Source organism: Pseudomonas retamae, from assembly GCF_043496865.1.
In the GTDB taxonomy this organism is placed as follows: domain Bacteria; phylum Pseudomonadota; class Gammaproteobacteria; order Pseudomonadales; family Pseudomonadaceae; genus Aquipseudomonas; species Aquipseudomonas retamae.
Genome location: NZ_JBIEIL010000015.1, coordinates 1 through 25,216, shown reverse-complemented (window position 1 = coordinate 25,216; position 25,216 = coordinate 1). Strand labels below are relative to the sequence as shown.

Below are 25,216 nucleotides of genomic sequence, written 5' to 3'. Positions count from 1 at the left end.
CCGGCGCATCTCGCCCAGACACCACGATCAGTTCCCTCTCCCTCCGGGAGAGGGCTAGGGTGAGGGGCTCTTGATCTTGCTTTTGTTTTCCACAAACCCGTCGACAGCCACCCCCGGGCAAAAAAAGGAATGATTCGCGCGCCACGCAGTCGGAGTTCAGGTACTACCCAATTCAGGAGGTTCACCGATGAACAGCAAGACCCTTATCGCCAGTCTGGCTCTGGTTGCCGGCGTTGCCGGGATCACCCCCCTTGTTCAAGCGGCGCAAACCTCAAGCGATCCTTCCGTTCAATCGCCGACCAGCGATCGTCAGTTGAAGGTCAACGACCGTGCGCCGGAGATGTATCAACGCAAGGACAAGGCCCTGCAGAACTGGAAGGCCAAAGGTCTGAAGGCGCCAATCGAGCAGGCGCAGTGGGTGCAGATCAACGATAAGTACGTGATGGTGATGATCACCAACGGTACGATTGTCGAGATGCAGCCGGTCGAGCGTTAAACACCGAATGCCGGGAGAGCGTTTACAAAACCTCTCCCTTGTCCCACAGATGCACCAGTTCACCCGGCGCCCGGTCCTCAGGCACCTTCAGCAACATTTCCCCCGACTTGTAACGCACTTCAATCTGATAGAAGCGCTGGTCCCCGCGTCCGGAGTCGCTGCTGTCCAGCGGCAGGCAGCCTTCGAGGACCGAGCAGATGCGTGAGCGTTGGCTGATGTCGCATTGCGCGAATTCGATTTCGCGCGGGCGGCTCAGGCTGTGAATCGCGGCAACGCCACCCTGGCGAGAGACACGCAGAACGGAATCGTCACCTAAATCGGGTAGCGTTTTCATACAGTCTCCTCAGCTTATTCGATGCCGACCTGCGCCCAGGCTTGCTGCACCGCTTCAACTTCTTTGGCACCGAAGCGCTGGCCGGCGTGGTCGATGGTCAGTTTTGCGAACGCGTCGAATGTGGCGTCCTGACTCAAGCGATCATCGCACAGCGTGTCGTACCAGACCCGTCCGGCCTTTTCCCAGGCAAAACCGCCCAGCGCCCGAGCCGCCAGATAGAACGCGCGGTTGGGGATGCCGGAGTTGATGTGCACGCCGCCATTGTCTTCGCTGGTGATGACGAATTTGCGCATGTGCTCCGGTTGCGGGTCCTTGCCCAGCAAGGGGTCGTCGTACGCGGTGCCGGGGTGCGACATCGAGCGCAAGCCCTTGCCCTGGATTTTGGGCATCAGCAGGTCGGCACCGATCAACCAGTCGGCCTGCTCGACCGTGTGGCCGAGGGTGTATTGCTTGGTGAGCACGCCGAACACGTCCGACAGCGATTCGTTCAAGGCCCCTGACTGGTTAGCGTAAATCAAACCAGCCTCACTCTCGGTAACACCGTGCGCCAGTTCGTGGGCGATCACGTCGAGCGAGCGGGTGAAGCGCTGGAAAATCTCACCGTCGCCATCACCGAAGACCATTTGCGCGCCGTTCCAGAACGCGTTTTCATAGCCCTGGCCGTAATGCACGCTGCCGATCAGCGCAAAACCCTGATTGTCGATCGAGTCGCGCCCGAGCACTTTCCAGAAGAAATCATAGCTGGCGCCCAACGCGTCGTAGGCTTCGTCGACCGCCGGATCCCCCGACGGCGGCTGGCCTTCGAGACGTACCGGCATGCCCGGAAGGAGCATCTTGTTCTGCGCATCGTGCACGCTGCGCCGGGCCAGCCCCGGTTTTGTAGCCTGTGGCAAAACTGCCCGCGCCGGCGGCTGCGAAGGTCGGCCGGGGTTGGGCAACAGGCTGCGTACGTGGTTGAGCGTCTGCATCGCCGCGTTGCGCTGCGGCTCCGAACCGTGGGCAATGATCCGGTTGAGGATGTAAGGCGGGATAAAACTGCGCAGCAAACGAGAGTCGGTCATCAAAGCATCCTTGTCGTCATACGATGTCGATATCCATGTGAGCCGCGGCGCGAATTTCGGTTCCATCGATTGCCATCGACGCGCAATTCTGCGAAAAACCGTCCGCGCCATCAGGGCCATTCTTAACGAGTCAACCACATGTCAAAAGAACTGCAAATCATCGACCTGCAACCGGGCGACGGCAAAGCCGCCGTCAAAGGCGCACTGATCACCGCCCAGTACACCGGCTGGCTGCCAGACGGCACCGAGTTCGACTCCTCCTGGAGCCGCGGCAAACCTTTTCAATGCGTGATCGGCACGGGGCGGGTGATCAAAGGCTGGGATCAGGGCCTGATGGGCATGCAGGTCGGTGGCAAACGCAAGTTGCTGGTACCGGCGCATCTGGGCTACGGCGAACGGTCGATGGGCAAGATTCCACCGAATTCGGATCTGGTGTTCGAGATCGAGTTGCTGGAGGTCTTGACGCGGGAGGATTGAGTTTTCAGAACATTACGCTGGATGAAGCTGATACTTCATCCAGGTGAGACATGACTAGAGCCGGTCAGGTGAACGCGTCGATATCATCGAGCGTGTCATCGACTATTCCTTCCAGAGAAGGATGTTCGTGCCTGACTGATTCGAGTGCAAGGAAAACTCTCTCAGTCTCCATTACCCCATGACGGCGAGCGATGTGGCCAATGGAGGTGACCGCAGCGGCGATAATCGCCTCGGAATTATGGGTCAGATATTCAAGGCAAATATTCTGAGCCCAGTTTCCGTCACTTTCATTCAGGCCAATTTATACGAGTGCAGCGATCACGTCTGCATTCGTGTCGCTGCCAAGAAGTCTTTTGGCATCCGCATGACTCATAGATGGATCTTGATAAATCAGACTCACTTGGTGCCCATCACCGGCAGGTGGATTTTGTACTTTGAGTATGTCTTTTCTGCACACCACGATCGTGCTTGTTTGTTTTACAAAACGAGGCGGACGGTATATCAACGGACATTCAAAGGATGTAGGACGGGTCTGAAACTCGCGCGTCGTCACAAGTGTAAATAACAGGTGGCGTGCTTTCGCAAGCGCCGGCTCCGTCAGCCCCACCACGGCGCATACCTTGTCTTCTTAATACAACGACACAAACGGCGATGGTGCATTCGGTGCCGGCAACGCGTAGGTGCGTTCCAAAACGCAAGGTTGACTCGCGCAGGGCTGACTGTTTTATCGGGTCAGCCCCATTGCAGTGGTTGACCCAGCGGGAAGCAGATATCTACCTCCAATTGCGCAGCTGCTGACAGATTGACCAATGCGTCCAACGAGAATTTGTCGATCTTGCCATTGAGCACATCGTTGAGACGTGGCTGGGTGATTCCCAGGCGTTTGGCTGCCTCCTTCTGGGGAAGCTCCCAAGCTCGGATGGTCTCGCAAAGCGTACGCATCAGCTTGGCCCGCAAACGCATGTTAGCCGCGTCCTGCGGCGTGTCTTCCAGTGCATCCCAGACACTTGAATAGCGCTGGGAGTTGTTCTGATGATCCGTCATGGTTTTACCTGATTTCCTGGTATCTGGCGCGTGCCAGTTCGATATCTCGCGTTTCGGTTTTACGTGTGGTTTTGTGCGTGACATGCAGCACATAGATCGCTTCAGGTCGGTTCGCCACGTAAAACACTCTGAACGCCCCTGAATCCTCGGTGATCCTGATCTCGTTAACGCCGCGTCCGATTGTTGTCATTGGACGCCAGTCAAAGGGTTCATCTCCCCGCTGCAACAGATCCAACTGAAATCCTGCCGCTCTGCGGGCATCGATCGGGAGCGCTTTCAGGTCCTTGAGCGCGTTTCCGATGAATTCAACATCCTTGTTTCTTGGCATCGACTTCTCCTTTGTTGAAAGGAAAAGCGTAATCGCCCAAGCGCAATTGTCATGGGGCGTACTGTTGCAAGAAATGGCTGGAAGGCTTTGTAGAAAGGCTATATCAAAACAGATATAAATCAAGTGAGAATTGTATGCCCGCTGGGCGCTGCCTACGCAAAATGGCCCCTCAACCAAATATCGCATCCGTTAATGCGACGACACAAACGGCGACGGCGTACACGGTGCCGGCAACGCATACGTGCGTTTCATCCACGCCACTTCCGCCAGCGGGGTGCGGCCGAAGAAGCGTTTGAAGTCGCGGCTGAATTGCGAGGCGCTTTCGTAACCGACCAGGAACGCCGAGCGGGCAGCGGTGAAATCATTGCGCAGCATTAGCAACCGCGCCTGATGCAAGCGCGTCGATTTGAGGTACTGCATCGGCGAGGTGTCTGTGACCTTGCGAAAGTGCAGGTGAAAGTTCGGCACGCTCATTTGCGCTTCCTCGGCCAGCGCTTCGACATCCAGGTGTTCGTGATAACAGCTGTGGATTTTATGGATCGCGCGGGTCACTTTGCCGAACTGGCCTTGCTGGGCGATGGCCGCGCGCAACGTGCCGCCCTGGGCGCCGGTGAGGATGCGGTAATACAACTCGCGCAACATCGCCGGACCGAGGATCTGCGCGTCGTTGCGGTCGTTCATGATGTGCAGAAAGCGCAAGGTTGACTCGCGCAGCGCATCATCCATCGGCGAGGCGTACATGCCGCGCGGCACCGTGGCGTCGAAGCCGCGGACCTCATCGACCTGCTGGATCAGCTCGCCGGCGAGGGCGAAATCCAGACGCAGATACACCGCCAGCATCGGCTGATCCTCGCTGGCATCGGTCTCCATGGTGAACGGCACCGGCACTGAAACCACCAGATAATGCTGGGCGTCGTAGACGTAGATCTCGTCACCCAGATAGCCGCGTTTGCGACCCTGACAGAGGATGACGATACCCGGCTCGTACAGCACCGGCGTGCGCGTCAACGGGCGGTTGGAACGCAGAAACCGCACGTCGTCGAGCACGCTCAGGTTGTAACCCTCCAGCGGCGCCAGTTCGCTCATCAGCTGCACCATGCGCGCCGTCGTCAGGTCTTCGGATTTCGCCATTCACGGCACCTTTTTTTCACGAAACTGCTCAGCCATCGGTAGAGCAACTGAGCGCCTGCCATTGCTCAATACTCTCCGCCGTGCGCTGCAACCTGTCACGCACCAGCGCGACGGCGTCGCTGCCCAACAGCAGGTGCGCTGGCGGGGCAGGGCTGGCGATCAGCGTCAGCATGGCCCGCGCGGCTTTCTGCGGATCGCCGAGTTGCTGGCCGCTTTTCTCTTCACGGGCCTTGCGCACCGGGTCGAAGCTTTGATCGTAGTCGCTGATGCTGCGCGGCGTGCGTTGCATCGAACGCCCGGCCCAGTCGGTGCGAAAAGACCCCGGCGCGACTGCCGTGACAAAAATATTGAAGGGGGCGAGCTCTTTGCTCAGAGTGTCGGAGATGCCTTCCAGAGCGAACTTGCTGCCGCAGTAATAGGCGATGCCGGGCATGGTGATATAGCCGCCCATGGAGGTGATGTTAACGATATGCCCGGCGCGGCGCTGGCGGAAATACGGCACGAACGCCTTGGTTACCGCCACTGCGCCAAACACATTCACATCGAACTGACGACGCATTTCCGCCAGCGGCGATTCCTCGAAAATCCCTTCGTGACCATAACCGGCGTTGTTCACCAGCACATCCACCGGCCCGTGACGTTTTTCCACGGCGGCGACCACGCTGTCGATGGCTTCGAAATCGGTCACGTCCAGCACCATGCCATGCGCCCGCTCGGGCGACAGCGCCTCGAACGTCGCCACGGCGGATTCGCTGCGCACGGTACCAATCACCCGATGGCCTGCGGCGAGCGCCTGCTTCGCCAGCGCCTGGCCAAAGCCGCTGCTGACACCGGTGATGAACAGGGTTTTTGCAGTCTTCATGTCGCACTCTCCAGAACAGACAAGGTGCGAACATGCTAGGGCGAAGGAGGGCGGGGGGCGATGCCGAATCGGATCTGAGTATTGCCTGTTCCTATCAGCGAGGATTGGCGAGGGGCCGGATTTACTCCGGCCCATTTTCAGCCGGCAGGGTTGACACTGACCGTCTGCGCAGGATGTCGCGAGGTCAGCAAACCGATAAACGATATCGCCAGCGCCAGACCAATCGTCGTGCTCACTTCGGTGCGGTGTTCCGGGGTGATCATCATCACCGCCAGCGCGGCGCAGATGAATGCAATCACCAGCCAGGTCAACCACGGAAACAGCCACATGCGGAACGTCAACTCAACGTTCTGCCGACGCAGCATCCGCCGCATGCGCAGTTGCGACACGGCGATCGCCAGGTACACCAGCAAGGCAATCGCGCCGGAACTGGCCAGCAAAAACTCGAACAACCCGGCCGGCATCACATAGCTCCACACGGTGATCGCCGCGCCAAGCACGGTGCTGGCGATGACCGCCGCACGCGGCACACCTTCGGACGAGGTCACTTTCAACGCCTTCGGCGCATCGCCACGCCGGCCCAGCGAATAGAGCATGCGCGAGGCGATGTAGATCGACGAGTTCATGCAACTCGCCACGGCGATCAACACCACCACATCGACCATGAATTTGGCGTGCGGAATGTTCATGATTTCCAGCGCCCGCTGATAAGACCCGACCGAGGCCAAAAGCGGGTCATTCCACGGCACCACTGAAATCACCACGAAGATCGACAGCAGATAAAACACGCCGATGCGCCAGATCACCGAGCGGGTGGCCTTGGCAATGTTCTGCGCTGGGTTATTCGATTCGGCTGCGGCGATGGTCACCGCTTCGGTGCCGATGAAACTGAACATGATGGTAATGAACGCACCGACTACCGCCGACAAACCGTTCGGCGCAAACCCGCCGTGTGCCGCCATCAGGCCACTCAAACCGCTGACTTCACGATCGGGAATCCAGCCCATCAGCACCGCAAATCCAACGCCGATAAAGGCGATGATCGCCACCACCTTGGCCATGGCAAACCAGAACTCGAACTCGCCATATTTCGACACGCTGAACAGGTTGGTGACCACCAGCGCAATGATCGAGCCCAAGGCGAACAGCCAAGCATCAACTTGTGGAAACCATTGATGCAACACATGCCCGGCCGCCAACGCTTCGATCGGAATCACCAGCACCCAGAACCACCAGTACAGCCAACCGATGGTAAACCCGGCCCAGCGCCCGATGGCCTGATCGGCATAGGTGGAAAACGACCCGGTGTCCGGGTTGGCCACCGCCATCTCGCCGAGCATGCGCATGACCAGCACCACCAGCAGCCCGGAAAACAGATAAGCCAGCAACACCGCCGGCCCGGCCGCCGCAATGGCATGCCCCGAACCGACAAACAAACCGGCGCCGATGATCCCGGCGATAGACAGCATCGTCACATGACGAGGCTTGAAGCCCTGCGCCAAGTGGCCAGTCGAATCCTTGGAGGTGGGGCTGATCATTGTTTTCTTATTCTCTGCTGATCGACGTTCAAGCGAATGGAAAGGGGCCGAGCGATTACCGATGGTGCTTGCTGAACAGCTCTAAATCGGCCCTTTTGAACGTCGCAGTGCTTATTGAATCCGTCGCAATGGACGGGAGTTTTGCGCAAAAGCTGCGTCACCTTACCCGGCTTGTACGCCGAATCAGATGCCTGATCACGCCGCGGTTGTGTCTGATATCGACATTCGGGTGGGGGATTGTTTGAAGTGAGAACTGGTTGGTCATGGGGTGGCAAAGTGTGTTTATGAAGGGCGAGGGGTCGCCGTGAAGAGATCTGGCGATCGCTACATTCATGGATTCAAAGCAGATCGATCAGGTCAGCGACGCTCCCGAATCTCCCCCGATCGGTTCCCTCTCCCTCCGGGAGAGGGCTAGGGTGAGGGCAGCGATTTTCAGTACCCGCCACAACTCCCGAATCGCCACCGTCCCGATGTGCCCTCATCGACAATACCCGACCACAAACAGGCAAGGGCAAAACCATCCAGCAAGGCACTAAACGCAAAATCCAGCATTTGTTTAAAAGCGAAATACGCACACCACCCAAACCCTACAACGTCTTGCGCCGTTACCTACGACTACGCCAGAATCCGCCGGCTTGTGCGTCTAGTACGCGGGTTCTATCGTTTGGCGGTCACTGAAAAAGCAGTGATCGGGTTTGGTAGCCCGTCATAACTAGTCGCATCGCGAACCGTTCGCAGGCCTCATCAGGTCTCTGCTCAATGGTGGCCATGCGCAGGACACCTTCGGGTGTGCCGGGTCCTAGTTACCGGTCTACCAACCCGCGTATGGCCGCCACCTTCGTTTGGTAGCGAATGTGAAGGCTCCTTTTTCTCAACTAGGAGTTTCACCATGTTCAAAGTCACGCCCAACCCACCCGAAACCGACCCCGCATCCCCTTACGCGTCCCCCGATTCCAAGCGCTTCCACCCAGCCGCTGAACGCGCCCTCGACCACTACCTCAAACCCGCCAGTCAGATCATGGCCAGCGTCAATGAACCCGAACGCATGTACCTCGCCAACCCGAAATTCGACAGCGAATCCCTGCTCGCCAACGCCAGCGAAACCCTCGGCTCTGCCAGCGAAATGCTGGTCAACTTCGCCGCGATGCTCGACCCCCAACACCGCAAAACCGCACTGGGCATCGCCCAGGTCGTAATGCTCGGCGAGCTCGCCGTCAACCAGGCACTCGACAACGTAGAAATCGCCAGCTGACCGCAACAACGACGAGGGGAAACCCTCGTCGCAGCATCGAAGAAACCGCGCTGGCACACCGCCACGCCTTGCGCCGCCAAGCCCCGACTGTCACGCTTCGCGCCGTTCTCAAGGATCAGGACCAAGGAAACAAGGATGAGTGGCTACGTACCCAACCCCCCGAAAAACTACCGCTACGAACAAGCCAAACCCGTCGACCTCCACGCCCAGCACTGGGCGGAATACGAAAAACACGGCAAAGAACCAGCGCCCGAGCCTGAGAAGGTTGGGATAGCGCTGCGGATTGGAGTGTTTTTTGATGGGACGGGGAATAATGCGAATAACACAGCGGCTGGATTGCTGTGTGGGGCGCATCATCCGATTGCGCCGGGGGATATTCCTGCTAGCTGTCAGCCTTACATGAAGGATCCGGATAGCAGTTATGGCGCCGGTCCTACCAACGTGAAGAAATTATTCTCCTTGTACGAAGAAATTAAAGAGACCGAGGACGAAGGTTCTCTGAGGCGCGTTTCGCGCGCTCTATACGTTGGCGGTATCGGTACACAAAACGATAAAAAAGACAGCGCGCTTGGCTCTGGAGCGGGGCGCGGCGACACAGGTGTCGTCGGCCGCGTACAAGCATCCTTCGCTCAAATCAACTACATCGTAGAAGATGCGTTGAAGGAAAATCCAAACTGCGAAATTGCATCCCTGACCTTTGATACGTTTGGATTCAGTCGTGGAGCCGCTGCAGCTCGGCACTTTTCAAACGAGGTTGTCAGGGGGAAGCAAGGGCTTTTAGCGAACGTACTAAACGGAAGCGCGCGAGACTTCAGTCGAACCTTTGATAGTCAGTACGGACGCGGAATCAACGTGGGATTCATTGGGCTGTTCGATACCGTCCCCTCAGTTGCCGGTTTCTCGAATCTCGGGCAAGTGCAAAGCCCCGTTGCTCCCGGTGTGAAACTTTATCTGGATCGAAATTATTTCAAGGATGTTGTCCACTTGGTCGCTCGTGATGAATGCCGCGCAAATTTCGCGCTCAGCCGGGTTAAGCCCGCTCACCCGGAGTACACCTTTCCTGGCGTCCATTCCGATATCGGCGGTAGCTATCTCGACGACGTTGAAGAGTGCGTGCTGGTTAGCCCAATGCAGGGGCTGGCCGTATCTATGTTTACTGACGTCACAAATACCTCAATCTACCGTGACGCCGAACGTGCAAAATCTGAATGGGTCGCAAAGGGATGGCCCGCAAATTTGCTGGAGATAGTCACTCCCGCGTCGGTTGAACTTCCCAGTGAGCCTCACGATAGACTTTCCCCTAAGCAGAAGCGTGTTTTCGCCGCTCTGCAACTCAAGCGCCCAGTCAGCGGCAAGCTTTCCAGAGTTTATTTAAGAGTCATGTATCACTTGGCGAAAGAACAGGGTGTTCGGTTCATCGACATGCCCGAAGATGGCGAATACTCCGTACCTGACGACCTCCAACCCCTATGCGATCGCTTTGTTTCTGGTGATTACTCGATCTCTCCAGATGAAGAGGCACTTCTGAAGCTGAAGTACATTCATACGTCCGCCAACTGGAATCACCCTCTCGGACGAAGGGATGGAAGGGGTATAGACGCGGTGTATATCAATGCCCCGACAGATGATGGGATCCGTGTACAACATCCTCATGTACCTGACTGGAGTTTTTGGTAATGAAAGCGATGATCGCTTTATTGAGCGCGTTGTTGTTGGCGGGATGCCAAGCCGGAGATGCCAAATTCAGTGGAAACGACGCTAAATCCTCGGCGTGGGAGTTAGTGTTCGTCGAACCGAACTACATGAAAGTCTGGGTAGAGGACAGCACCGTCCAAGACATTAATGACAAGGTTTTTTTCAAAGCAGGCAAAAGCACAGCTGCCTCAGGAGAACCCGATATTTCGGCCGAATCGGCGCGAGGCTGGGGAGCGATCACGGGCTCGGGCATGCCTGTCACGGGCGCCGATCTTCCAAAACGAATTTCCGTGCGCTGGCAGTCAATTACGGAGCAGAAAACCTATCGCGGGTTAATCGATATTCCTGAAGACGCCAGGCGGTTGATGGTGACATCAACGCATCAACGTTGCCCGGAAACACCAGATAAACCAACTCGATTTATCGCTTCACTTTACGTAGGCCTTGCCCCAGGCGGCGTTTTACAGGCTTGGGTAAAAGACGCGTGCCGAAATCCAATCAAGGTTGCGCGAGGCCAAGCCGAGATTGAGCCGCTAGGCGCGCAGCAAGGCAAAAACGGTGGTCGTTATGCCTATCCAGTGAGTGACAAGGCCAAGCGGTATATCGAAAAATACGGGATCCCATACGGGAGTTGGTAGTGGTGTCAGGTGCCGAACTGCACGTTCTTTTAACCAAGCTATTTTCAGTCTCGCTGTGCGCACTGTTTATAGCTGGTTGTCATGCCCAGCCACTCTCGGCCAACCATGACCCCAAATCCCCATGGTGGGAACTCGGGTTTACCGAGCCCAACTACATGAAGGTGTGGGTTGAAGACACTGCTGTGGAAGATATAAAGGAAAAAACATTCCTGCGCACCGGTGGTGGATCCGCATCGGGCGGACAGCCTGAAGACGGCACCGAGTCGGCCCGTGGCTGGGACGGAGTGGGCGCAAACGCAAAAGCGGTGGTTGGCGCTGACCTTCCGAAGCGGATTTTCGTTCGCTGGCAATCTATCGTAGAACCTCAGACTTACCGCGCTTGGGTAGACATACCCGAAGAGGCAAGACAGTTGATGTTGAAGTCCGTCAATCAACGCTGCGCGAAAACACCGGAGCAGCGGGGCACCTATATTTCGTCAGTCTATTTAGGAATGGCTCCGGGCGGCGTTGTGCAGGTTTGGGTCAGAGACGAATGCCACCATCCAGTCAAAGTGGCTAGAGCACAGGCTGAAATCGAACCACTAGGACCTAGCCAAGGTAAAAATCAAGGGCGCTACGCGTATCCCGTCAGTGAAAAGTCCAAGCGGTATATCGAGAAATTTGGCATTCCCTACGGAAGTTGGTAGACGTCGGCAATTTGCAGGTTTGCTGCGCTTTCAATGTATGTACCTTGAGCCATCAATTTTCGACTCCTGCGACTCCTCCCTTTGTTGACTGGCTGCTTACGACCAGAAGCTACCGTTCGAGAAACGCAGCTTCTGACCCATTACAGACATCAATTCACTGGCCACTGGTATAGATGAGCACAGCTATTAGCGCTGCGAATGGAGATAGCAGAATCAGTCCACCGACGACAACTGCCCAGCCCCAGGCAAAACCACTCTCACCCTTGAAACGGCCGCCACTCAACAAGCCCAACACAAACACGCCAATTCGATGAGCTATCAAATCGATAATGAAGTCCATTGATCGTTTCTCCTTGCCGGTTTTCCATGAGACGTCAGAACGTCCACTCCCGGCCGACTACTACCCTTCGCGATAGTCAGCAACCAGCCAGCGGACACTCTCTAAACTACCGCCCAGGCGTTGCGATATTCGAATCGACCTTTTTCCCAATGCTGATGCGCGGTTCGGTCGAGTAGCCAAGAGACTCGTAGAAGGCTTTGACGCTTTCATTGGTGCTGACGATCTGCAGATTGATTTTCATGCAGCCGCGCAAGGTCAAGGCGCGCTCAGCATGATTAACGAGTTGTGCGCCCAAACCCTCTCTGCGATGTGCAGGGTGCACGGCAACTGAATATAACCAGCCACGATGACCGTCATACCCCGCGAGAACGGTGCCGACTTCGTCATTTCCGGACAGCGCGACAAAAAAGAGGCCGTCCTTGACGGCCAGTTTCTTATCGATAGCAAGGCTCGGTGTGTTGTGCGCGGTTTCGTAACCGAAAACGGTTTCCCATAGCGCCATGACAGGAATTCGATGATGTTCGTTTGAGTAATCGGCAATAACATCCATGGAGCAGCCTCTTGATTAAAGGGCAACGCTAACTCCCTGTGAAGGCCTGTGTCCACTGGCTGCTCCTGGCGAATGCGGACGGTCAGGAGCGACAGCTATCGGCCAGACGCTGCCATTTGTGACCTCGGCAAGTGGTTATATCAGCCAGCCCAAAGCGCTAGAAACGGCACTTGACTTGCATGTCACTCTGTTTCAACGCGACATAAGGGAATGAAATGAGGAAGGAGTGGCGTACGACCGGCAGCATTCAGGAGAAGGACCTGCGTGCCGTATCTGATGGCGTCATACAACACGGGCAGAACTTGTCCCGCGGACATGGCGGAAATGCCGAACCCATAGCTTGCACGTTGATGCATGACGAGGCCCTAGTCGGCGGTATCACAGGTCGAACTGAGTTTGGTCGTCTTTTTATCAGTTACCTATGGGTAGATGCTCCTTTGCGGGGGAAAGGCATCGGAACCGAGCTATTGCACAGGCTTGAGGCACTTGCTCTGGAACATGGTTGCCATGAAGCACTCATTGAAACCCTCGATGACAGCGTGGCGCAATGGTACAAGCGGTGTGGCTACCGACTTGTCGCACATCTTCCTCAGTACTGCGGACCTTGGAATCGCCATACGCTTCTGAAAGACTTGAGACCGGATAATACCGATAACTGACTAAGGGATTTCAGTTGTGAGCCATCTGAAGCCTGCCTTTGGCCGAAAGTCGTCTTCCGAAAACAGCCTTCCGGGAGTGTCAGTACTTCACGGATGTAGTCCATCTCGTAGCCCGTGATGAATGCCGCGCCAATTTTGCCCTCAGCCGAGTAAATGGACACCGGGAAAGGCGTAAAGAGCCGCCCGATATATGGCCACGTTGTATGTGGGCCTAGCCCCTGGCGGTGTGCTTCAAGCTTGGGTCAGAGATTCATGCCACCGCCCAATAAAAGTTGCCCATGCCCAGGGAGAGATCGAACCGTTAGGCCCGGAGCAGGGAAAACACGGTGGCCGTTACGCCTATCCAGTGAGTGAAAAGGCGAAGCGGTATATCGACAAGTACGGCATTCCGTACGGGAGTTGGTAGCCGTCAGCAATCTGCAGGCTTGCTGCGCTTTCATTGCCTGTAACTTGAGCCGTCACTTTCAACTTCCGTGGCTTCTCCGTTTGTTGACTGACTGCTTACGGCCCAGAGCAGACGTCCGAACCTAAGGTAATGCGATGAAGAGAAAAACAAGAATGACTGCACCTCAGACCAGTAACGCAGCAACCCAGCCTGGGCCTGGCTGGACGTTTGACCCTGATCGCATGATCCGAATAGCCGATTGTCATTCGATCATCGAAGTACTTCGCCACATCAAACACAGTGGGCCGGAATGGGCGCATCGTAATGTCCATATTTGCTTTCCCGGCCAATCAAATGCCTGGGCTCGGGTGTACCCGCTTCAGAATGACAGTGACCCGTACTTTGACTTCATGTATATCCACAAAGAGCCTCCTCAGGAAGCGCTGTCCGCACTGCTAAGGAAGTATCCACAGTGTTCCGTCATCGACTGGTCGCCCGGACGCTTGGCCTGCATTGAAGCTCAGGGGGTGGGTTTTGAGATGCTCGCTGAAATTATCCGGGATCTAGCTGAAGTTGCTTGGAATGAGCACATCACGTTCGTCGATGCTTCGTACGAGGAAATGGGTAAAGCGTGACCCAAGAACGGACAGTCGACCTTAGCTTCCCAAGCGCGTGCGCAAAGACCAGGTCTTGGGCAACAATCGACCAGACGGGAACGGAACGCAGCTCACCACAATCGAAGGAATGTTTGTTATGAGCCACCTTAACAACGACTTGAGGGCCGATTTCGTTGAGGCACTTGAGGAAATCTCGACGCTGATGTCCATTGCATACGACCAGCTAGGCCCTGTACCGGAAGACCATGCATTAGCTCAGGCAGGTTTAGAGAATGGCGGTGAAATAGTTCTGGATTATATCGATCACAACGAGGCTGGAGTAGCGTTCGAACACCTGCTTTACATGATTAACGAACCACCGCTCGTTGTTTCTGAAAAATGCATAAAAATTTTAGCTCGGATCGCAATGTCCTTGAAGATGCCATTCACGAGGTGAAAAACTTACCCACCTGAAGGTCAGCTTTAGGTCGTTTTATGCCTCTCGCGACCGCCGGAAAACGACCAGAGGCGGACGTTCTGACATTGCTCGGAAAACCAACAAGGAGAAAGGGGTAATAGACTTCGTTATCGATTTGTTAGCTCATCGCATTGGTGTTTTTGTGCTGGGTTTGCTGAGTGGCGACCGCTTCAAGGGAGAGAATGGTTTTGCCTGGGGTTGGGCAGTTGTCGTCGGTGGACTGATTTTGCTATCGCCATTCGTAGCGTTGATAGCCGTGCTCATCTATTCCGGTGGCCCATGAATCGATGTCTGTAATGGGTCAGACGCTGCATTTCTCGAACGGCAGCTATGGCAGAAAGCAGCCGCTCACAGACATCCGGTTCTGGCCGGAAGGTTCCGTTTCCGCTGACGGCCGGACGCTTCCGACCCTTACCCCTCATCCAGTTGCGGACTGACGAACATTAGCCAGACTTCCTGGTTTAACTAGTCCTTCGACGCTTCAATGGCTTCTTCGAGCAAAGGCCCCGTGATCCGTCGACCGTTGTAATCACCGACAAAGTAATTGATTCGGTTAGCCAAGTGCTGAATAGACAGCCAGCCTAGGCCTCTGTAGTCACGCAATTCCTCATCGTTGAGCTTGATCAGGCACTCGTAACTGACAAAAGATGCTTCACACTCAACGAGAATATAAGTTGAGCCGTCTTCTGCGTTGAGAAGATGCCAATAGCTGTCTGTTATGTGGTACGCCGCAGGTTTGAGCCGAACCAAATCCATATTTGAATCCCATGCATTACTTTCTGGTTCCGGACAATAACATGGCCTGCGGGGCTCGATTTTCGAATGTCTGTTTCCGCAGAATCAGCATGTCCGTGAATGAGCATCCATCAATAACTGGGCGCTCTTTCAACTCCATCCACAGCACCCTCAACCAACCAAATCAAAAGCCCCACTCCCCAAAACCTCCCCATTAACCATCACCCAAACCCCATGCCGCCCCGCAAAATGCTTCCGCGTCGTAAAGTCCCTGATCACCTGCCTCCGCTTCACCACCTCACTCCCATACCCCGCCAACTCCACCATCTTCAACTTGAAAACCTTCCGCGAAACCCCGCCATTCGCCTTCACATAGTCAATCGCATAATCAATCACCAACCGCTGCTCATGCGCCACCGTGGACTTCACCACAAACGACAACGTAATCGCATCCCCCAACCGCACCACCGCCGGCTCAACCCGCACATCCAGCAATTCCACCTCAGCCTTCGCTCCCGCACCAATCACTGTCAGCGCGCGCGTATCTCCCTGCTTGATCAAACTGCGCAACGCATGCTTCGCAATCCAGCCGGTGTGCTTGTTCTCCAGCGACCAACCTTCAATCGTGTCCAGCACCCACTCTGGATGCACTTTTGTCACATCATTCAAATGATTCGCCACGGACTTGCGCACGTACAAGCTCTCATCGGCCTTCAACCGCTCGAGTATCCCGGCGGTTAACTGCGGATTCGCTTGGATGGGTTCCAGTCGAAACGACCACGGCAGGCGAGGGCGGCTGCCTTCGCTGGCGAGGCGGCGGACGTGGTGGTTTTCGTCGTGGGCCCAGTCGTGCATGTGTTCCAGGGTGCGTTCGAGGTCGCCGCGCAGGAAGTGGCGGATGGCGAATTCGGAGGAGCCGAAGGTGGTGAAGTATTTCAGCGCGTTCATCGATGTGTCGAACGCGTGTGCGCCGTAGCTCGCGACATAGTGCGGCAGGCACATGCTCACAAATCCGCTGTTCAATCGCGGGGCGAGTTCGAACAGCCTTTCGAGGGAATCTTCGTAATCCAGTGGCAGCACGGCGTGCAGGCTTTCGCTGACACGCGCCATGCGCTGCATCACTGATAATTCGGCGAGTCCGTGCTGGGCATGTTCAAGAAATGCCTTGGCGTTGAACGCCGGGTAAACAGCGCTCATCTCGCTGGCGATGTGTTGCAGCCGTTCGGCGTTGAAGATTTCCTTTAGCGCCGGAGCGGCGGTGTCGGGCGCGCTCATGCTCAGGTCATCGGCGTGCTGACGAACGCTTCAAGGGTTTCGGCGTACGCGGTGTATTGGGCGATGTGCGGGTAGCGATTGCCGTCGATTTGATCGGGGACGACCAGGTCGGTGAAACTCCAGGCCACGGCGAGGCTGATGCCGGCTTGGGTGAGGGCGCCGTCGGTGGGCAAGGCGTGTTTGTCCAGTTCCTGTTCGAGAGCGGTGAAAGCGGCGGCGAGTTGGCTTTCGACGCGCTCGACCCATGGCTGGTACTGAATGTCGGCGGGGCGCAGGTTGCGTTCGTAATAAAGCTGCACGGCTTTTTCGCAGGCGGCGAGGCTGAGGCCGATCAGGCGCAGGGCGTGGGCGCGCGGGCTCAGTTCGGTCGGCAGGAGGGTCTTGCCAGAGCGGGCTTCGAGGTAGTCGAGGATCAGCGTTGAGTCCATCAGCACGACGCCGTCGTCGAGGATCAGCGTCGGGGCTTTGACCACCGGGTTGATCTGCTGGAATTGCTCGAAGTGGCGGAACACCGAGACCGACTCGTGTTCGAGGTCGATGCCGAGGCGTTTGGCGGAGATTGCTACGCGGCGCACGTAAGGGGAGTCCAGCATGCCGATCAGTTTCATTCATGGCTCCTTGCATTGGATCGTTCGGTTTTTTGCCCCTAACGGCTTCAAGAAAACCGGTGCGGGGATTTGCAATGTTGACGTGCGTCGACTAATCCATGTGATGGCGCATTGCCAATGGAGCTCATCATGCAATGGACAATACTGGTTTATTTGCTGGCGTTGACGGTAGCCGTTCCTGCTTCTGCATTTCAACTGCGACCGGAGGTTAAAAACGGGGAAAAGCTGCTTAGGGCATCGGACGATGCCTACTGGCGAATGAAAATGAATGTCGTGGGGTACTGGGGTATAGAGCAGTTCACCAACCCGGTTCACGAAATTATTACCAACAGGATTTACGGTTGCGGGTCGGATGACGGCTGTGCGGTGACGGTGGGTAACCGTTTCATGCAGCCAGCGGCGCCCATGGCTGTGCTGGCTGGAGTTCGATGGAATGACAACCCACCTTTTCGTTTGAGCGATACATCACTTTCTGGCTGTAAGAACGTGTATGTGCAGTTGCCTATGCAAGGGAGTTGTTGGGCTTCGGTTTTCTCTGATGGGAAAAAGAAAGCCGAGATGGCCAAGGGTGCGGTTCTTTACAAATTCCAATCCAACAAACCCGAGCAGTACTCAATGTTGCTCAGATCACATTTTGGCGATCTGCAGTTTTTGCATGCGATGGCTTCGCGCCCGGGAGAGCGTGCGGGTGAGACCGCGGACAACATCATGATGTGGGCGGAGTTTGTCTGGCGAATCACTACCAGTGAATACAGTCGGGGTACCACCATCGCAGAAGCATCCGTTGACGTGCCTTTGTTGCTCGACTTCTTCGACCTCAGAGATACGGTCCAGAGCATTCTGTTCAAAGGCGAGGCGGGCTATAACAAAGACTATCGCGACTTTGCTTTCGGTACCTTGTTACACCTCGTTCAGGACAGCTATTCCGAAGCCCATATGGCTCGACAGGATCCCGACGGTCGTTTATGCGAGAAAACTAACTATGACCGTCCTGGCCGTGCTGTCCGGTATTACACCTATGTTGGTCAGAACTCACGAAATCATGGGCGAAAGGATGAATTGATAGCGGTGACGCGGCAATTATCAAACACACCTACGCCCAACCTCGTTGATGTTGGCCAAGCAATAAAAGAGATGAGGGATAAACACTTGAGCTGGAATACGGTTGAACCTTACTTCGATTGTCTGTTTCGTACAGCGCAGCCGATGACTGAGGCTGATAAAGGACCCTTTTGATTGAGCCGATTAGGTGCTGGGTAACTCAGTCGTCGAAGCCCGGTTGTTCGTGAATCTCTTCAACATTCAGCCCCAACCGATACGCCACCGCGACAAACAACGCCTGACACAAACACAGCGTCGCACTCAGCGAGCGAAAGGCGAGGGCGCTGCCTTCGTTGACCAGCAGCACGCTGTTGGCCTGTTTGACCAGCGGCGAGAGGTGGCTGTCGGTGAGGATCAGGGTGCTGGCCTGTTGCTCGCGGGCGAAGCGCAGGCAGTGTTGGGTCTCCTTGGCGTAGGGGACGAAGCTGATGGCGATGACCAGATCACCGGCGCGCACGCTGCGCATCTGCTCGCGATAGCTGCCGCCAAGCCCGGACACCAGATGGATGCGTTTCTGCGTGTGTTGCAGGTTGTAGACGAGGTAGTCGGCGACGGCGAAGGCGCGGCGTACGCCGACGACATAAATGTTGTCAGCGTTGACGATGAGGTCGACGGCGGTTGTGAACGCCACGTCGTCGAGTTCGCGGCCGAGGCGTTCGATGCCTGAGCGCGTCGCGTCGATGCATTCGCGGGCGAGGTCGCCGTCGCTGGCGTTGCGTGAGGGGCTGGCGATCAGGCTGCGGATGCGTTGCTGGTAGTTTTGCGCGGGCGAAGCCTTGTGCGTGTAGGCGCTGCGGAACAATGCCTGCATTTCGCTGAAGCCGCTGAAACCGAAGCGTTGCGCGAAGCGCACGATGGCGGAGGGTTGCACTTCGCATTCGCGGGCGATGTCGCTGATGCGGTCGACCATGATCCGCTCGCTTTGCTGGCTGATGTAGCTGGCAATGCGTCTGAGCTGGCGCGGCAAGCTGTCGTATTGCTCGGTGATCAGGTGCAGCAAACGCTCGGCGTTGATCGGGGGGCTGGCGAGGGCGCCCTCGGCGGTGGCCGGCAGATCGGGGCGGGGCATACGTCATCCTTCAGGCTGTTTGAGCACTCGTTGCGCCTGATAGTAGTGGGGCTTGGCGCGCTCTGCTGTGCTGAAACGATGCACTTCGCGCGGAAAAATTCATCGGCAAGCGCGGCGTAGTTAGCCGTTTGTCTTCTATATACAGCCGCTCGACTGAATTTCTTGCTATAAACGCACTCCGATGGCCGTGTGAAGCCTGTGTCAGAGCAGTTTCCGGGCGTTGTCGGACAAATTCCCAGTATTTACAGTTGCTGAGGCCTCGATCGGGCCTTAGACTGCCGCCCCTTCGTAAATTGAGTGCCGGGTGGCGTTTGCAATAAACGATGCCTTTTCGACGACCGGACACGGCTCGCCGAAACGCTCCCTAATTCGCCTTAATGCACGTTTTTTTATAGAGATATCAATGACAAAGGACAAGTTGCTGGCGATGCCGGCAGATGACTACATGAATGCAGAGCAACACGCTTTCTTCACTGAGCTGTTGCAGAACATGAAAGTCGAAACCCACGAGCGCATTGAGCAAAACCGTATCGCCATCGAAAGCCTGGACACCCCGGCTGACCCGGCAGACGCGGCTTCGGTTGAAGAAGAGCGCACCTGGCTGGTCAACGCGATCGATCGCGACCAGCGCATGCTGCCGCAACTGGAACAAGCCCTTGAGCGCATCAAGGAAGACAGCTTCGGCTGGTGTGACGACAGCGGCGAGCCTATCGGGCTGAAACGCCTGCTGATCAGTCCGACCACCAAGTACTGCATCGAAGCTCAGGAGCGTCACGAGCAGATCGACAAGCACCAGCGTCAGGCCTGATTTTCCGGCGCTGTGATCGCGGGCAAGTCCGCCCCATCAGGTTCGAATCGAACCGGTGGGCGCCGGGCTTGCCCGCGAAGCTTTTTATCGCCTGCAACATTTCCTCCGCGTTTGCATTGACCTGCCACAGACCCCACGACTAACGGACCATGGATAATGGCGTTGTAGTGGCGTTTAATGCAGTCACAACAATGAGAACAGGCGTGGGGTGATGATATGACGAGAGACGGATCTCTGGTTGCGGCGCTGCCTGCACCAGTGCAATTAGCAAAAAACCGCTGGATCGCACCGACCCTGCAAAGCATCGCCCTGATGCTCTTGCTGACCGGCATGACTCTGGCCGAGTGGTCGCTGTACATCATCCTGCCGCTGGCGGTGCTGATTGTCTGGCTGCCGCGCCTGCGCAGCCGCACTGTCGCCGATTCGCTGCCAAGCGACAACCGCAGCGCGATTTCCGAACTGACCCGCGATCTTTCCTACACGACCAGCCATAACGCGCTGTCAGCGGCCGGCGTGGCGTTTTCGGTCAAAGAGCTGGCGAGCAAGCTTGAATCGCAACTGGACGCGGCGGCGCAGATCGTTAGCAATGCCGAGGTGATGATCGCCACCGAACAAGCCACGTCGCAGCTCAGCCGCGCCGCGCTGGAAGCCGCCAGTCAGGCGCATCACAGCAGCGCGGCGGGGCGCACGGAGTTGGTGGATTCGATTGCGCGCATGCATCAACTCAGTGAACGCGCCAATGCCAGTCGTGAACTGATCGAAGCCCTGAGCCTGCGCAGCGATGACATTCAGCGCGTCACGCTGGTGATCCAGTCGATAGCCAGCCAGACCAATCTGCTCGCATTGAATGCGGCGATCGAGGCGGCGCGGGCCGGTGAACATGGTCGCGGATTTGCCGTGGTGGCCGATGAGGTGCGTGGTCTGGCGGCGCGCACGGCGTCGGCGACCGGCGAAGTTGGCGAAATGGTCGCCGACATTCAGCAGCGCACGGCTCAGGTGGTTGAGCAGATACGCCAGCTCTCCGGCGATCTGCAGACTGGCGTTGAGCAGGTCGAGCACACTGGCGAGCATCTGGAAAACATCGCCCGACTGGCTGCTGGGGTGGAGAATCAGGTCAGCGAAATCGCCCAGGGTGCGCAAACCAATCGCGAGCAGCTCGACAGCTTGTTCATAGCGATTGAGCAGATGCGCAGCGACCTGGCGATCAGCGATCAACAGACTCGGCGCCTTGCTGAAGCAGCGGTACAGATGGAAGGGCAGGCGGAAACCATCAGCGAGCGTCTGGCCGAAGTCGGTCTGGATGACTATCACCAGCGCGTCTACGATCTGGCCCGTGAAGGCGCGAGCCAGATTGCCGCGCGTTTCGAGGCGGATGTCGAGCAGGGCAAGATCAGCCTGGAAGATCTGTTCGATCGTCAGTACCAGCCGATCCCGAACACCCAGCCGGCGAAATTTCACAGCCGTTTCGACCGCTACACCGATCAAGTGCTGCCGGCGATCCAGGAACCGATGCTGCCGCGTCACGAAGGGCTGGTGTTCGCCATCGCCTGCACGCCGCAGGGTTATGTGCCGACGCACAATCAGCAATTCAGCCAGCCGCTGACGGGCGATGCGCAGGTCGACGCCATCAATAACCGCACCAAGCGCAAGTTCGCCGACCGCACCGGGATTCGTTGCGGCAGTCATCAACAACCGGTGCTATTGCAGACCTACACACGCGACACTGGGGAGCTGATGCATGACTTGTCGGTGCCGATCATGGTCAAGGGCCGACATTGGGGCGGGTTGCGTTTGGGGTATAAGCCGGAGAAGCCGCGCTAAGTGATTGTTACGCCTTGCGCAATGAATCTGTGCACGGGCATTGCTGTTTCCGCTCGACCGAAACCCTTAATCTGCACGCTTAGTTAGGTGCCTAATGATTTAGGGAGGGCTGCATGCAATGCAGAATTGATGTGGCGGTCATGATCGGCAGTGGTGTGCCGGCCGGTTTGCGCGCCATGGGGCGCAGTGTGTGCTGGGTGGTGTTGCTCAACGGCGAGCGGCGCGGCACGGCGTTCGCCAGCCGCGACGAGGCTGAGGCGTGCAAGGCTGCCTGGCTCGAACAACTGAATATCGAGCCTGGCGACCGTCTGCACTGATTGCCTCATTTGCCGCGATGCAGACGCACGTTGAGCTCATCGACAATCGGCGCTTCTTCGCCGTCTGCACGCAGCCATTCCTTGAGTAATTGCGCCTGTTGCGGCGACCAGAAGTCGGCATCGATAAGCTTGGTGTCCGGGTCGAGCGGGTGTGCTTCGACGAAATCGTTGATCGACGCTTCGTCCGACGGCAAGCCCAGCTGTGCAAAAAGGGTGGTCAGGTTAAGTTCGGTTGGCAGTTCCATCATCTACTCCCAGATCGGTGCCGGTACGGCGTGTGCGTTCACTCCCCTTATCAGAGGTAGCGGTGGGCGTGGAGTTCGATTTTTAATTCAAGGGAGCGGGCGAGGGCGCACGCTTCGTTGTGATCGCCGCGGAAACCTCTGACAAGGCCGGTGGATGTTTCCTTTATATGGAAGAACGCGTTACCGGCAGGTACAACCTGAAAGCGCGGAGACGGGTTGTTAGAAGTTGTCGGCAGACCGTTCAGATGGGCGACCTGCATGATCAGCGATGCGCTGCTGCGGGTGTCAGTCGATACGGCGAAATGCGTCAGAGTGCACATATGAAGTCCTTTTCATCAGTTAGCCGGGAATTCCCGGCGCTTTCGGGTAGTCGGAATGAGCATCGCTGCTCTAGAATCGCCAGTGCCTGTTGACGACAGGGCTTATCTAAAGCAATTTTTCGCCAGCGATATGTCGGAAAAATGCTTTTTTTCGTGAGAATTTTCCCTAAAGTCAGTAGTCAGTCTGCTTACGCCAACAGTAAGGATTTTTCCTTCGACCTGTGGCGACTTTGGGACGAGTCTCGCGGGTGACAATCCAGTAGTCTTACCAACCTCGCGTTGAACGAGCGCTCTGCTCGAATCGGATTTCAGTTGAGTTTTGGCAGCTTCATCGGCCTGGACGTTTTTGCCGTGCGCGTTTTCCGTGTGCGGTTTTTTTAAGTGTGGGGATGTTTCCTTGGCAGTCAGTAATCTCGATATGCATGCTTTGTTCGTGTTGGGTGATTTGCGCGCAAAGCTGGTCAAACTTTTCCAAGCACGTTTTGTTTACATCACCGAGCAAAACGCCGAAGGCATTTACGTTGCCGAGATCGATACCGAAAGTGCTCTGGTAGTCGACGACAAGCCCGGCCTCAAGCTCAAGGTCGGCGATCATTTCAGTGCATCGGTCTTGCCTAGCCGTGAAGGCGGCAAGATGGATATCCGCTTCCGTGAAATCAAACTGACCGTATATGGCCTGGGCGATTACGCCTTCGTCGAGACCGCTGACGGCCATGCGATCCTGTTCAAGGAAGGTCACAGCGTGGTGACGGTGTTCGCCGCGCATCAACAGTTGCAGGAAGGCCTGACCAAGACCCTCAAAGCCGTCACCGCCAAAGCGGCCAAGTGGCGCAAGGGCGAACTCGTGACCTTCAAGGCAAGCGAGTGAGCCGGGCGAATTTCCATTCGCAGCACCTTGAAGCTGCACGCCAAGAGGCCCAGCGCTTATTCGCCGCAAAAACCGAAATGCACGGCGCGTGGCTTAATTGGGTGGCGGCGCAGCTCTATACGCTGCGCCCCGCAGAATATGCCGGAATGGTCAGACGCGAGCTGCAAAGGCTGCAGGAAAAGTCTGATACGTAACCTTGTCCACGCTTCGCCCCGGAAAAAGCAGGAACCTCGGCTACAGTGAGTTGACTGAGTATTCAGCGGCTTGCGGTCTTCTCTCAGGCCAACTGCCATGGCTGTGAACAGCACGAGGTGCAATGCATGAACGGATTTCGACGGTTTCTGGCCGCCAGCGTGGCCACCTTCGGTTTGCTGACGTCAGCGCAATCGGTCTCGGCCGCGCAGGCGCCGATCCATTTTGCCGACCTGAACTGGGAAAGCGGCAGCCTGATCACCGATGTCTTGCGGGTCATCGTCGAGAAGGGCTATGGATTGCCGACCGACACGTTGCCGGGAACTACCATCACGCTGGAAACCGCACTCGCCAACAATGACATTCAAGTGATCGGCGAGGAGTGGGCCGGGCGCAGTCCGGTGTGGGTCAAGGCTGAGGCCGAGGGCAAGGTGGTCAGCCTCGGCGATACGGTCAAAGGTGCCACCGAAGGCTGGTGGGTGCCGGAATACGTGATCAAGGGCGACCCGGCCAAGGGCATCAAGCCCATGGCCCCGGACTTGCGCAGCGTCAGCGACCTGAAGAAGTACAAAGACGTGTTCAAGGACCCGGAAAACCCCAGCAAGGGGCGTTTTCTGAACAGCCCGATCGGCTGGACTTCGGAAGTGGTCAACAAGCAGAAGTTGACGGCATACGGTCTGCAGAACGATTTCACCAATTTCCGCAGCGGTTCAGGGGCAGCGCTCGATGCAGAGATCAGCTCGTCGATCCGTCGCGGCAAGCCGGTACTGTTTTATTACTGGTCGCCAACCCCGTTGCTCGGCAAGTACAAACTGGTGCAACTGGAAGAGCCCGCGTTCGATGCCGAAGCCTGGAAGACCCTGACCGACGCCGACAACCCCAATCCAAAACCTACGCGCTCGCTGGCCTCGAAGCTGTCGATCGGCGTGTCTACGCCGTTCCAGAAGCAATATCCGCAGATCGCTGAATTCTTCAGCAAGGTGGACTTCCCGATCGAACCGCTGAATAAAGCGCTGGCGCAGATGAGCGAGAAGCACACCGCGCCACGGGAGGCGGCAGTCGCGTTCATGAAGGCGCACCCGGATGTCTGGCAGGCGTGGTTGCCGAAAGATGTCGCGGATAAGGTTTCGGCTGATTTGAAATAGTCGTCTCGGCGATTGAGTTCATCGCCAGCAGGCTGGCTTGTATGGTAGGACTCGAAGGGGTGGGTGGGACCTCAAGCTGGCTTCTGACTGTTAGCCGCAGTACAGACCGTGGGAGACATCGCCCCACCCCTTCCACCAAAGCGCCGATAAAGAATGCTTCGT

General features: G+C 56.7%; 31 protein-coding genes and 1 pseudogene. 17 read left to right on the top strand and 15 right to left on the bottom strand.

What is annotated here, in order from left to right:
* Positions 1–187: 187 nt before the first annotated feature.
* Positions 188–496, top strand: coding sequence for an RcnB family protein (locus tag ACGSLL_RS24415; protein WP_394508256.1), 309 nt, complete (start codon positions 188–190; stop codon positions 494–496).
* Positions 497–518: 22 nt separating this feature from the next.
* Here the strand turns inward: ACGSLL_RS24415 and ACGSLL_RS24410 are convergent, their stop codons facing one another.
* Positions 519–830, bottom strand: coding sequence for a protealysin inhibitor emfourin (locus ACGSLL_RS24410; RefSeq protein WP_258448758.1), 312 nt, complete (start codon positions 828–830; stop codon positions 519–521).
* 14 nt (positions 831–844) lie between these two features.
* Complete coding sequence (locus ACGSLL_RS24405; protein WP_394508255.1) at positions 845–1,891, bottom strand: M4 family metallopeptidase; 1,047 nt, start codon at positions 1,889–1,891, stop codon at positions 845–847.
* Positions 1,892–2,029: 138 nt separating this feature from the next.
* Here ACGSLL_RS24405 and ACGSLL_RS24400 point away from each other — a divergent pair, with 138 nt between their 5' ends.
* Entirely contained in the window at positions 2,030–2,368 is a 339-nt protein-coding gene (locus ACGSLL_RS24400; RefSeq protein ID WP_394508254.1) for an FKBP-type peptidyl-prolyl cis-trans isomerase, read from the top strand.
* A 732-nt stretch (positions 2,369–3,100) separates the two neighbouring features.
* Here the strand turns inward: ACGSLL_RS24400 and ACGSLL_RS24395 are convergent.
* The 5 genes from ACGSLL_RS24395 to gabP all read right to left on the bottom strand — a co-directional run bounded on the left by ACGSLL_RS24395 (position 3,101) and on the right by gabP (position 7,271).
* Positions 3,101–3,412 carry a helix-turn-helix domain-containing protein gene (locus ACGSLL_RS24395; RefSeq protein WP_394508253.1) on the bottom strand — a complete coding sequence of 104 codons (312 nt, stop codon included), beginning with the start codon at positions 3,410–3,412 and terminating at the stop codon, positions 3,101–3,103.
* Positions 3,413–3,416: 4 nt separating this feature from the next.
* Positions 3,417–3,740: a type II toxin-antitoxin system RelE/ParE family toxin gene (locus ACGSLL_RS24390; protein WP_090284246.1), complete on the bottom strand. Its 324-nt coding sequence runs from the start codon at positions 3,738–3,740 to the stop codon at positions 3,417–3,419.
* A 189-nt stretch (positions 3,741–3,929) separates the two neighbouring features.
* Positions 3,930–4,871 (bottom strand): AraC family transcriptional regulator, encoded by a 942-nt coding sequence (locus ACGSLL_RS24385; RefSeq protein WP_394508252.1) that lies wholly within the window; start codon positions 4,869–4,871, stop codon positions 3,930–3,932.
* A 28-nt stretch (positions 4,872–4,899) separates the two neighbouring features.
* Entirely contained in the window at positions 4,900–5,733 is an 834-nt protein-coding gene (locus tag ACGSLL_RS24380) for an oxidoreductase (RefSeq protein ID WP_394508251.1), read from the bottom strand.
* 137 nt (positions 5,734–5,870) lie between these two features.
* A complete protein-coding gene (gene gabP, locus ACGSLL_RS24375) occupies positions 5,871–7,271 on the bottom strand; it encodes a GABA permease (RefSeq protein WP_394508250.1) in 1,401 nt (466 codons plus the stop codon).
* Positions 7,272–8,160: 889 nt separating this feature from the next.
* Between gabP and ACGSLL_RS24370 the strand changes: the two genes are divergently transcribed.
* The 4 genes from ACGSLL_RS24370 to ACGSLL_RS24355 all read left to right on the top strand — a co-directional run bounded on the left by ACGSLL_RS24370 (position 8,161) and on the right by ACGSLL_RS24355 (position 11,542).
* Positions 8,161–8,523 (top strand): DUF6124 family protein, encoded by a 363-nt coding sequence (locus ACGSLL_RS24370; protein ID WP_394508249.1) that lies wholly within the window; start codon positions 8,161–8,163, stop codon positions 8,521–8,523.
* A gap of 135 nt (positions 8,524–8,658) precedes the next feature.
* A complete protein-coding gene (locus tag ACGSLL_RS24365; RefSeq protein ID WP_394508248.1) occupies positions 8,659–10,200 on the top strand; it encodes a phospholipase effector Tle1 domain-containing protein in 1,542 nt (513 codons plus the stop codon).
* Complete coding sequence (locus ACGSLL_RS24360) at positions 10,200–10,856, top strand: DUF2931 family protein (RefSeq protein ID WP_394508247.1); 657 nt, start codon at positions 10,200–10,202, stop codon at positions 10,854–10,856. Before ACGSLL_RS24365 ends, ACGSLL_RS24360 begins: the two co-directional genes overlap by 1 nt.
* 2 nt (positions 10,857–10,858) lie before the next feature.
* Entirely contained in the window at positions 10,859–11,542 is a 684-nt protein-coding gene (locus tag ACGSLL_RS24355; RefSeq protein WP_394508246.1) for a DUF2931 family protein, read from the top strand.
* A gap of 154 nt (positions 11,543–11,696) precedes the next feature.
* On the opposite strand, the gene ACGSLL_RS24350 is transcribed toward ACGSLL_RS24355, so the two are convergent.
* Entirely contained in the window at positions 11,697–11,882 is a 186-nt protein-coding gene (locus ACGSLL_RS24350; protein ID WP_095049917.1) for a hypothetical protein, read from the bottom strand.
* Between the two features lie 106 nt (positions 11,883–11,988).
* Positions 11,989–12,432 (bottom strand): GNAT family acetyltransferase, encoded by a 444-nt coding sequence (locus ACGSLL_RS24345; protein WP_394508245.1) that lies wholly within the window; start codon positions 12,430–12,432, stop codon positions 11,989–11,991.
* A gap of 215 nt (positions 12,433–12,647) precedes the next feature.
* Between ACGSLL_RS24345 and ACGSLL_RS24340 the strand changes: the two genes are divergently transcribed.
* From ACGSLL_RS24340 to ACGSLL_RS24325, 4 genes and pseudogenes are all read left to right on the top strand, one after another.
* Positions 12,648–13,091 (top strand): GNAT family N-acetyltransferase, encoded by a 444-nt coding sequence (locus tag ACGSLL_RS24340; RefSeq protein ID WP_394508244.1) that lies wholly within the window; start codon positions 12,648–12,650, stop codon positions 13,089–13,091.
* Between the two features lie 181 nt (positions 13,092–13,272).
* Positions 13,273–13,497: pseudogene (locus ACGSLL_RS24335) on the top strand (DUF2931 family protein); the annotation flags it as partial.
* A 152-nt stretch (positions 13,498–13,649) separates the two neighbouring features.
* Positions 13,650–14,111: a hypothetical protein gene (locus ACGSLL_RS24330; protein WP_394508243.1), complete on the top strand. Its 462-nt coding sequence runs from the start codon at positions 13,650–13,652 to the stop codon at positions 14,109–14,111.
* Positions 14,112–14,229: 118 nt separating this feature from the next.
* A complete protein-coding gene (locus tag ACGSLL_RS24325) occupies positions 14,230–14,529 on the top strand; it encodes a hypothetical protein (RefSeq protein WP_394508242.1) in 300 nt (99 codons plus the stop codon).
* 486 nt (positions 14,530–15,015) lie between these two features.
* Here ACGSLL_RS24325 and ACGSLL_RS24320 read toward each other — a convergent pair whose 3' ends face one another.
* The 3 genes from ACGSLL_RS24320 to ACGSLL_RS24310 form a co-directional block, all read right to left on the bottom strand.
* Positions 15,016–15,306: a hypothetical protein gene (locus tag ACGSLL_RS24320; RefSeq protein WP_394508241.1), complete on the bottom strand. Its 291-nt coding sequence runs from the start codon at positions 15,304–15,306 to the stop codon at positions 15,016–15,018.
* A 150-nt stretch (positions 15,307–15,456) separates the two neighbouring features.
* On the bottom strand, positions 15,457–16,560 hold the full coding sequence (locus ACGSLL_RS24315; protein WP_394508240.1) for a DNA alkylation repair protein: 1,104 nt from the start codon (positions 16,558–16,560) through the stop codon (positions 15,457–15,459).
* 2 nt (positions 16,561–16,562) lie between these two features.
* Positions 16,563–17,168 carry a glutathione S-transferase gene (locus tag ACGSLL_RS24310; protein ID WP_394508239.1) on the bottom strand — a complete coding sequence of 202 codons (606 nt, stop codon included), beginning with the start codon at positions 17,166–17,168 and terminating at the stop codon, positions 16,563–16,565.
* Positions 17,169–17,297: 129 nt separating this feature from the next.
* On the opposite strand from ACGSLL_RS24310, the gene ACGSLL_RS24305 reads away from it, so the two are divergent.
* Positions 17,298–18,404: a hypothetical protein gene (locus ACGSLL_RS24305; RefSeq protein ID WP_394508238.1), complete on the top strand. Its 1,107-nt coding sequence runs from the start codon at positions 17,298–17,300 to the stop codon at positions 18,402–18,404.
* A 25-nt stretch (positions 18,405–18,429) separates the two neighbouring features.
* On the opposite strand, the gene ACGSLL_RS24300 is transcribed toward ACGSLL_RS24305, so the two are convergent.
* A complete protein-coding gene (locus tag ACGSLL_RS24300; RefSeq protein WP_394508237.1) occupies positions 18,430–19,338 on the bottom strand; it encodes a MurR/RpiR family transcriptional regulator in 909 nt (302 codons plus the stop codon).
* Positions 19,339–19,741: 403 nt separating this feature from the next.
* Here ACGSLL_RS24300 and ACGSLL_RS24295 point away from each other — a divergent pair, with 403 nt between their 5' ends.
* The 3 genes from ACGSLL_RS24295 to ACGSLL_RS24285 all read left to right on the top strand — a co-directional run bounded on the left by ACGSLL_RS24295 (position 19,742) and on the right by ACGSLL_RS24285 (position 22,284).
* A complete protein-coding gene (locus tag ACGSLL_RS24295; RefSeq protein WP_065260998.1) occupies positions 19,742–20,146 on the top strand; it encodes a TraR/DksA family transcriptional regulator in 405 nt (134 codons plus the stop codon).
* A gap of 216 nt (positions 20,147–20,362) precedes the next feature.
* On the top strand, positions 20,363–21,967 hold the full coding sequence (locus ACGSLL_RS24290; RefSeq protein WP_394508236.1) for a methyl-accepting chemotaxis protein: 1,605 nt from the start codon (positions 20,363–20,365) through the stop codon (positions 21,965–21,967).
* Positions 21,968–22,080: 113 nt separating this feature from the next.
* Positions 22,081–22,284, top strand: coding sequence for a hypothetical protein (locus tag ACGSLL_RS24285; RefSeq protein WP_394508235.1), 204 nt, complete (start codon positions 22,081–22,083; stop codon positions 22,282–22,284).
* A 5-nt stretch (positions 22,285–22,289) separates the two neighbouring features.
* Here ACGSLL_RS24285 and ACGSLL_RS24280 read toward each other — a convergent pair whose 3' ends face one another.
* Positions 22,290–22,529 (bottom strand): DUF2789 family protein, encoded by a 240-nt coding sequence (locus ACGSLL_RS24280; protein ID WP_394508234.1) that lies wholly within the window; start codon positions 22,527–22,529, stop codon positions 22,290–22,292.
* Positions 22,530–22,579: 50 nt separating this feature from the next.
* On the bottom strand, positions 22,580–22,789 hold the full coding sequence (locus tag ACGSLL_RS24275; RefSeq protein ID WP_394508348.1) for a hypothetical protein: 210 nt from the start codon (positions 22,787–22,789) through the stop codon (positions 22,580–22,582).
* 478 nt (positions 22,790–23,267) lie between these two features.
* On the opposite strand from ACGSLL_RS24275, the gene ACGSLL_RS24270 reads away from it, so the two are divergent.
* The 3 genes from ACGSLL_RS24270 to ACGSLL_RS24260 all read left to right on the top strand — a co-directional run bounded on the left by ACGSLL_RS24270 (position 23,268) and on the right by ACGSLL_RS24260 (position 25,054).
* Positions 23,268–23,717: a hypothetical protein gene (locus ACGSLL_RS24270; RefSeq protein ID WP_394508347.1), complete on the top strand. Its 450-nt coding sequence runs from the start codon at positions 23,268–23,270 to the stop codon at positions 23,715–23,717.
* Positions 23,714–23,911 (top strand): hypothetical protein, encoded by a 198-nt coding sequence (locus ACGSLL_RS24265; RefSeq protein WP_394508233.1) that lies wholly within the window; start codon positions 23,714–23,716, stop codon positions 23,909–23,911. Before ACGSLL_RS24270 ends, ACGSLL_RS24265 begins: the two co-directional genes overlap by 4 nt.
* Before the next feature lie 126 nt (positions 23,912–24,037).
* Complete coding sequence (locus ACGSLL_RS24260) at positions 24,038–25,054, top strand: ABC transporter substrate-binding protein (protein WP_394508232.1); 1,017 nt, start codon at positions 24,038–24,040, stop codon at positions 25,052–25,054.
* Positions 25,055–25,216: the final 162 nt, after the last annotated feature.

Coding starts and splice junctions, on each gene's coding strand:
- ACGSLL_RS24415 (WP_394508256.1), top strand. CDS start 188: ATGAACAGCAAGACCCTTATCGCCAGTCTGGCTCTGGTTGCCGGCGTT.
- ACGSLL_RS24410 (WP_258448758.1), bottom strand. CDS start 830: ATGAAAACGCTACCCGATTTAGGTGACGATTCCGTTCTGCGTGTCTCT.
- ACGSLL_RS24405 (WP_394508255.1), bottom strand. CDS start 1,891: ATGACCGACTCTCGTTTGCTGCGCAGTTTTATCCCGCCTTACATCCTC.
- ACGSLL_RS24400 (WP_394508254.1), top strand. CDS start 2,030: ATGTCAAAAGAACTGCAAATCATCGACCTGCAACCGGGCGACGGCAAA.
- ACGSLL_RS24395 (WP_394508253.1), bottom strand. CDS start 3,412: ATGACGGATCATCAGAACAACTCCCAGCGCTATTCAAGTGTCTGGGAT.
- ACGSLL_RS24390 (WP_090284246.1), bottom strand. CDS start 3,740: ATGCCAAGAAACAAGGATGTTGAATTCATCGGAAACGCGCTCAAGGAC.
- ACGSLL_RS24385 (WP_394508252.1), bottom strand. CDS start 4,871: ATGGCGAAATCCGAAGACCTGACGACGGCGCGCATGGTGCAGCTGATG.
- ACGSLL_RS24380 (WP_394508251.1), bottom strand. CDS start 5,733: ATGAAGACTGCAAAAACCCTGTTCATCACCGGTGTCAGCAGCGGCTTT.
- gabP (WP_394508250.1), bottom strand. CDS start 7,271: ATGATCAGCCCCACCTCCAAGGATTCGACTGGCCACTTGGCGCAGGGC.
- ACGSLL_RS24370 (WP_394508249.1), top strand. CDS start 8,161: ATGTTCAAAGTCACGCCCAACCCACCCGAAACCGACCCCGCATCCCCT.
- ACGSLL_RS24365 (WP_394508248.1), top strand. CDS start 8,659: ATGAGTGGCTACGTACCCAACCCCCCGAAAAACTACCGCTACGAACAA.
- ACGSLL_RS24360 (WP_394508247.1), top strand. CDS start 10,200: ATGAAAGCGATGATCGCTTTATTGAGCGCGTTGTTGTTGGCGGGATGC.
- ACGSLL_RS24350 (WP_095049917.1), bottom strand. CDS start 11,882: ATGGACTTCATTATCGATTTGATAGCTCATCGAATTGGCGTGTTTGTG.
- ACGSLL_RS24345 (WP_394508245.1), bottom strand. CDS start 12,432: ATGGATGTTATTGCCGATTACTCAAACGAACATCATCGAATTCCTGTC.
- ACGSLL_RS24340 (WP_394508244.1), top strand. CDS start 12,648: ATGAGGAAGGAGTGGCGTACGACCGGCAGCATTCAGGAGAAGGACCTG.
- ACGSLL_RS24330 (WP_394508243.1), top strand. CDS start 13,650: ATGACTGCACCTCAGACCAGTAACGCAGCAACCCAGCCTGGGCCTGGC.
- ACGSLL_RS24325 (WP_394508242.1), top strand. CDS start 14,230: ATGAGCCACCTTAACAACGACTTGAGGGCCGATTTCGTTGAGGCACTT.
- ACGSLL_RS24320 (WP_394508241.1), bottom strand. CDS start 15,306: ATGGATTTGGTTCGGCTCAAACCTGCGGCGTACCACATAACAGACAGC.
- ACGSLL_RS24315 (WP_394508240.1), bottom strand. CDS start 16,560: ATGAGCGCGCCCGACACCGCCGCTCCGGCGCTAAAGGAAATCTTCAAC.
- ACGSLL_RS24310 (WP_394508239.1), bottom strand. CDS start 17,168: ATGAAACTGATCGGCATGCTGGACTCCCCTTACGTGCGCCGCGTAGCA.
- ACGSLL_RS24305 (WP_394508238.1), top strand. CDS start 17,298: ATGCAATGGACAATACTGGTTTATTTGCTGGCGTTGACGGTAGCCGTT.
- ACGSLL_RS24300 (WP_394508237.1), bottom strand. CDS start 19,338: ATGCCCCGCCCCGATCTGCCGGCCACCGCCGAGGGCGCCCTCGCCAGC.
- ACGSLL_RS24295 (WP_065260998.1), top strand. CDS start 19,742: ATGACAAAGGACAAGTTGCTGGCGATGCCGGCAGATGACTACATGAAT.
- ACGSLL_RS24290 (WP_394508236.1), top strand. CDS start 20,363: ATGACGAGAGACGGATCTCTGGTTGCGGCGCTGCCTGCACCAGTGCAA.
- ACGSLL_RS24285 (WP_394508235.1), top strand. CDS start 22,081: ATGCAATGCAGAATTGATGTGGCGGTCATGATCGGCAGTGGTGTGCCG.
- ACGSLL_RS24280 (WP_394508234.1), bottom strand. CDS start 22,529: ATGGAACTGCCAACCGAACTTAACCTGACCACCCTTTTTGCACAGCTG.
- ACGSLL_RS24275 (WP_394508348.1), bottom strand. CDS start 22,789: ATGCAGGTCGCCCATCTGAACGGTCTGCCGACAACTTCTAACAACCCG.
- ACGSLL_RS24270 (WP_394508347.1), top strand. CDS start 23,268: ATGCATGCTTTGTTCGTGTTGGGTGATTTGCGCGCAAAGCTGGTCAAA.
- ACGSLL_RS24260 (WP_394508232.1), top strand. CDS start 24,038: ATGAACGGATTTCGACGGTTTCTGGCCGCCAGCGTGGCCACCTTCGGT.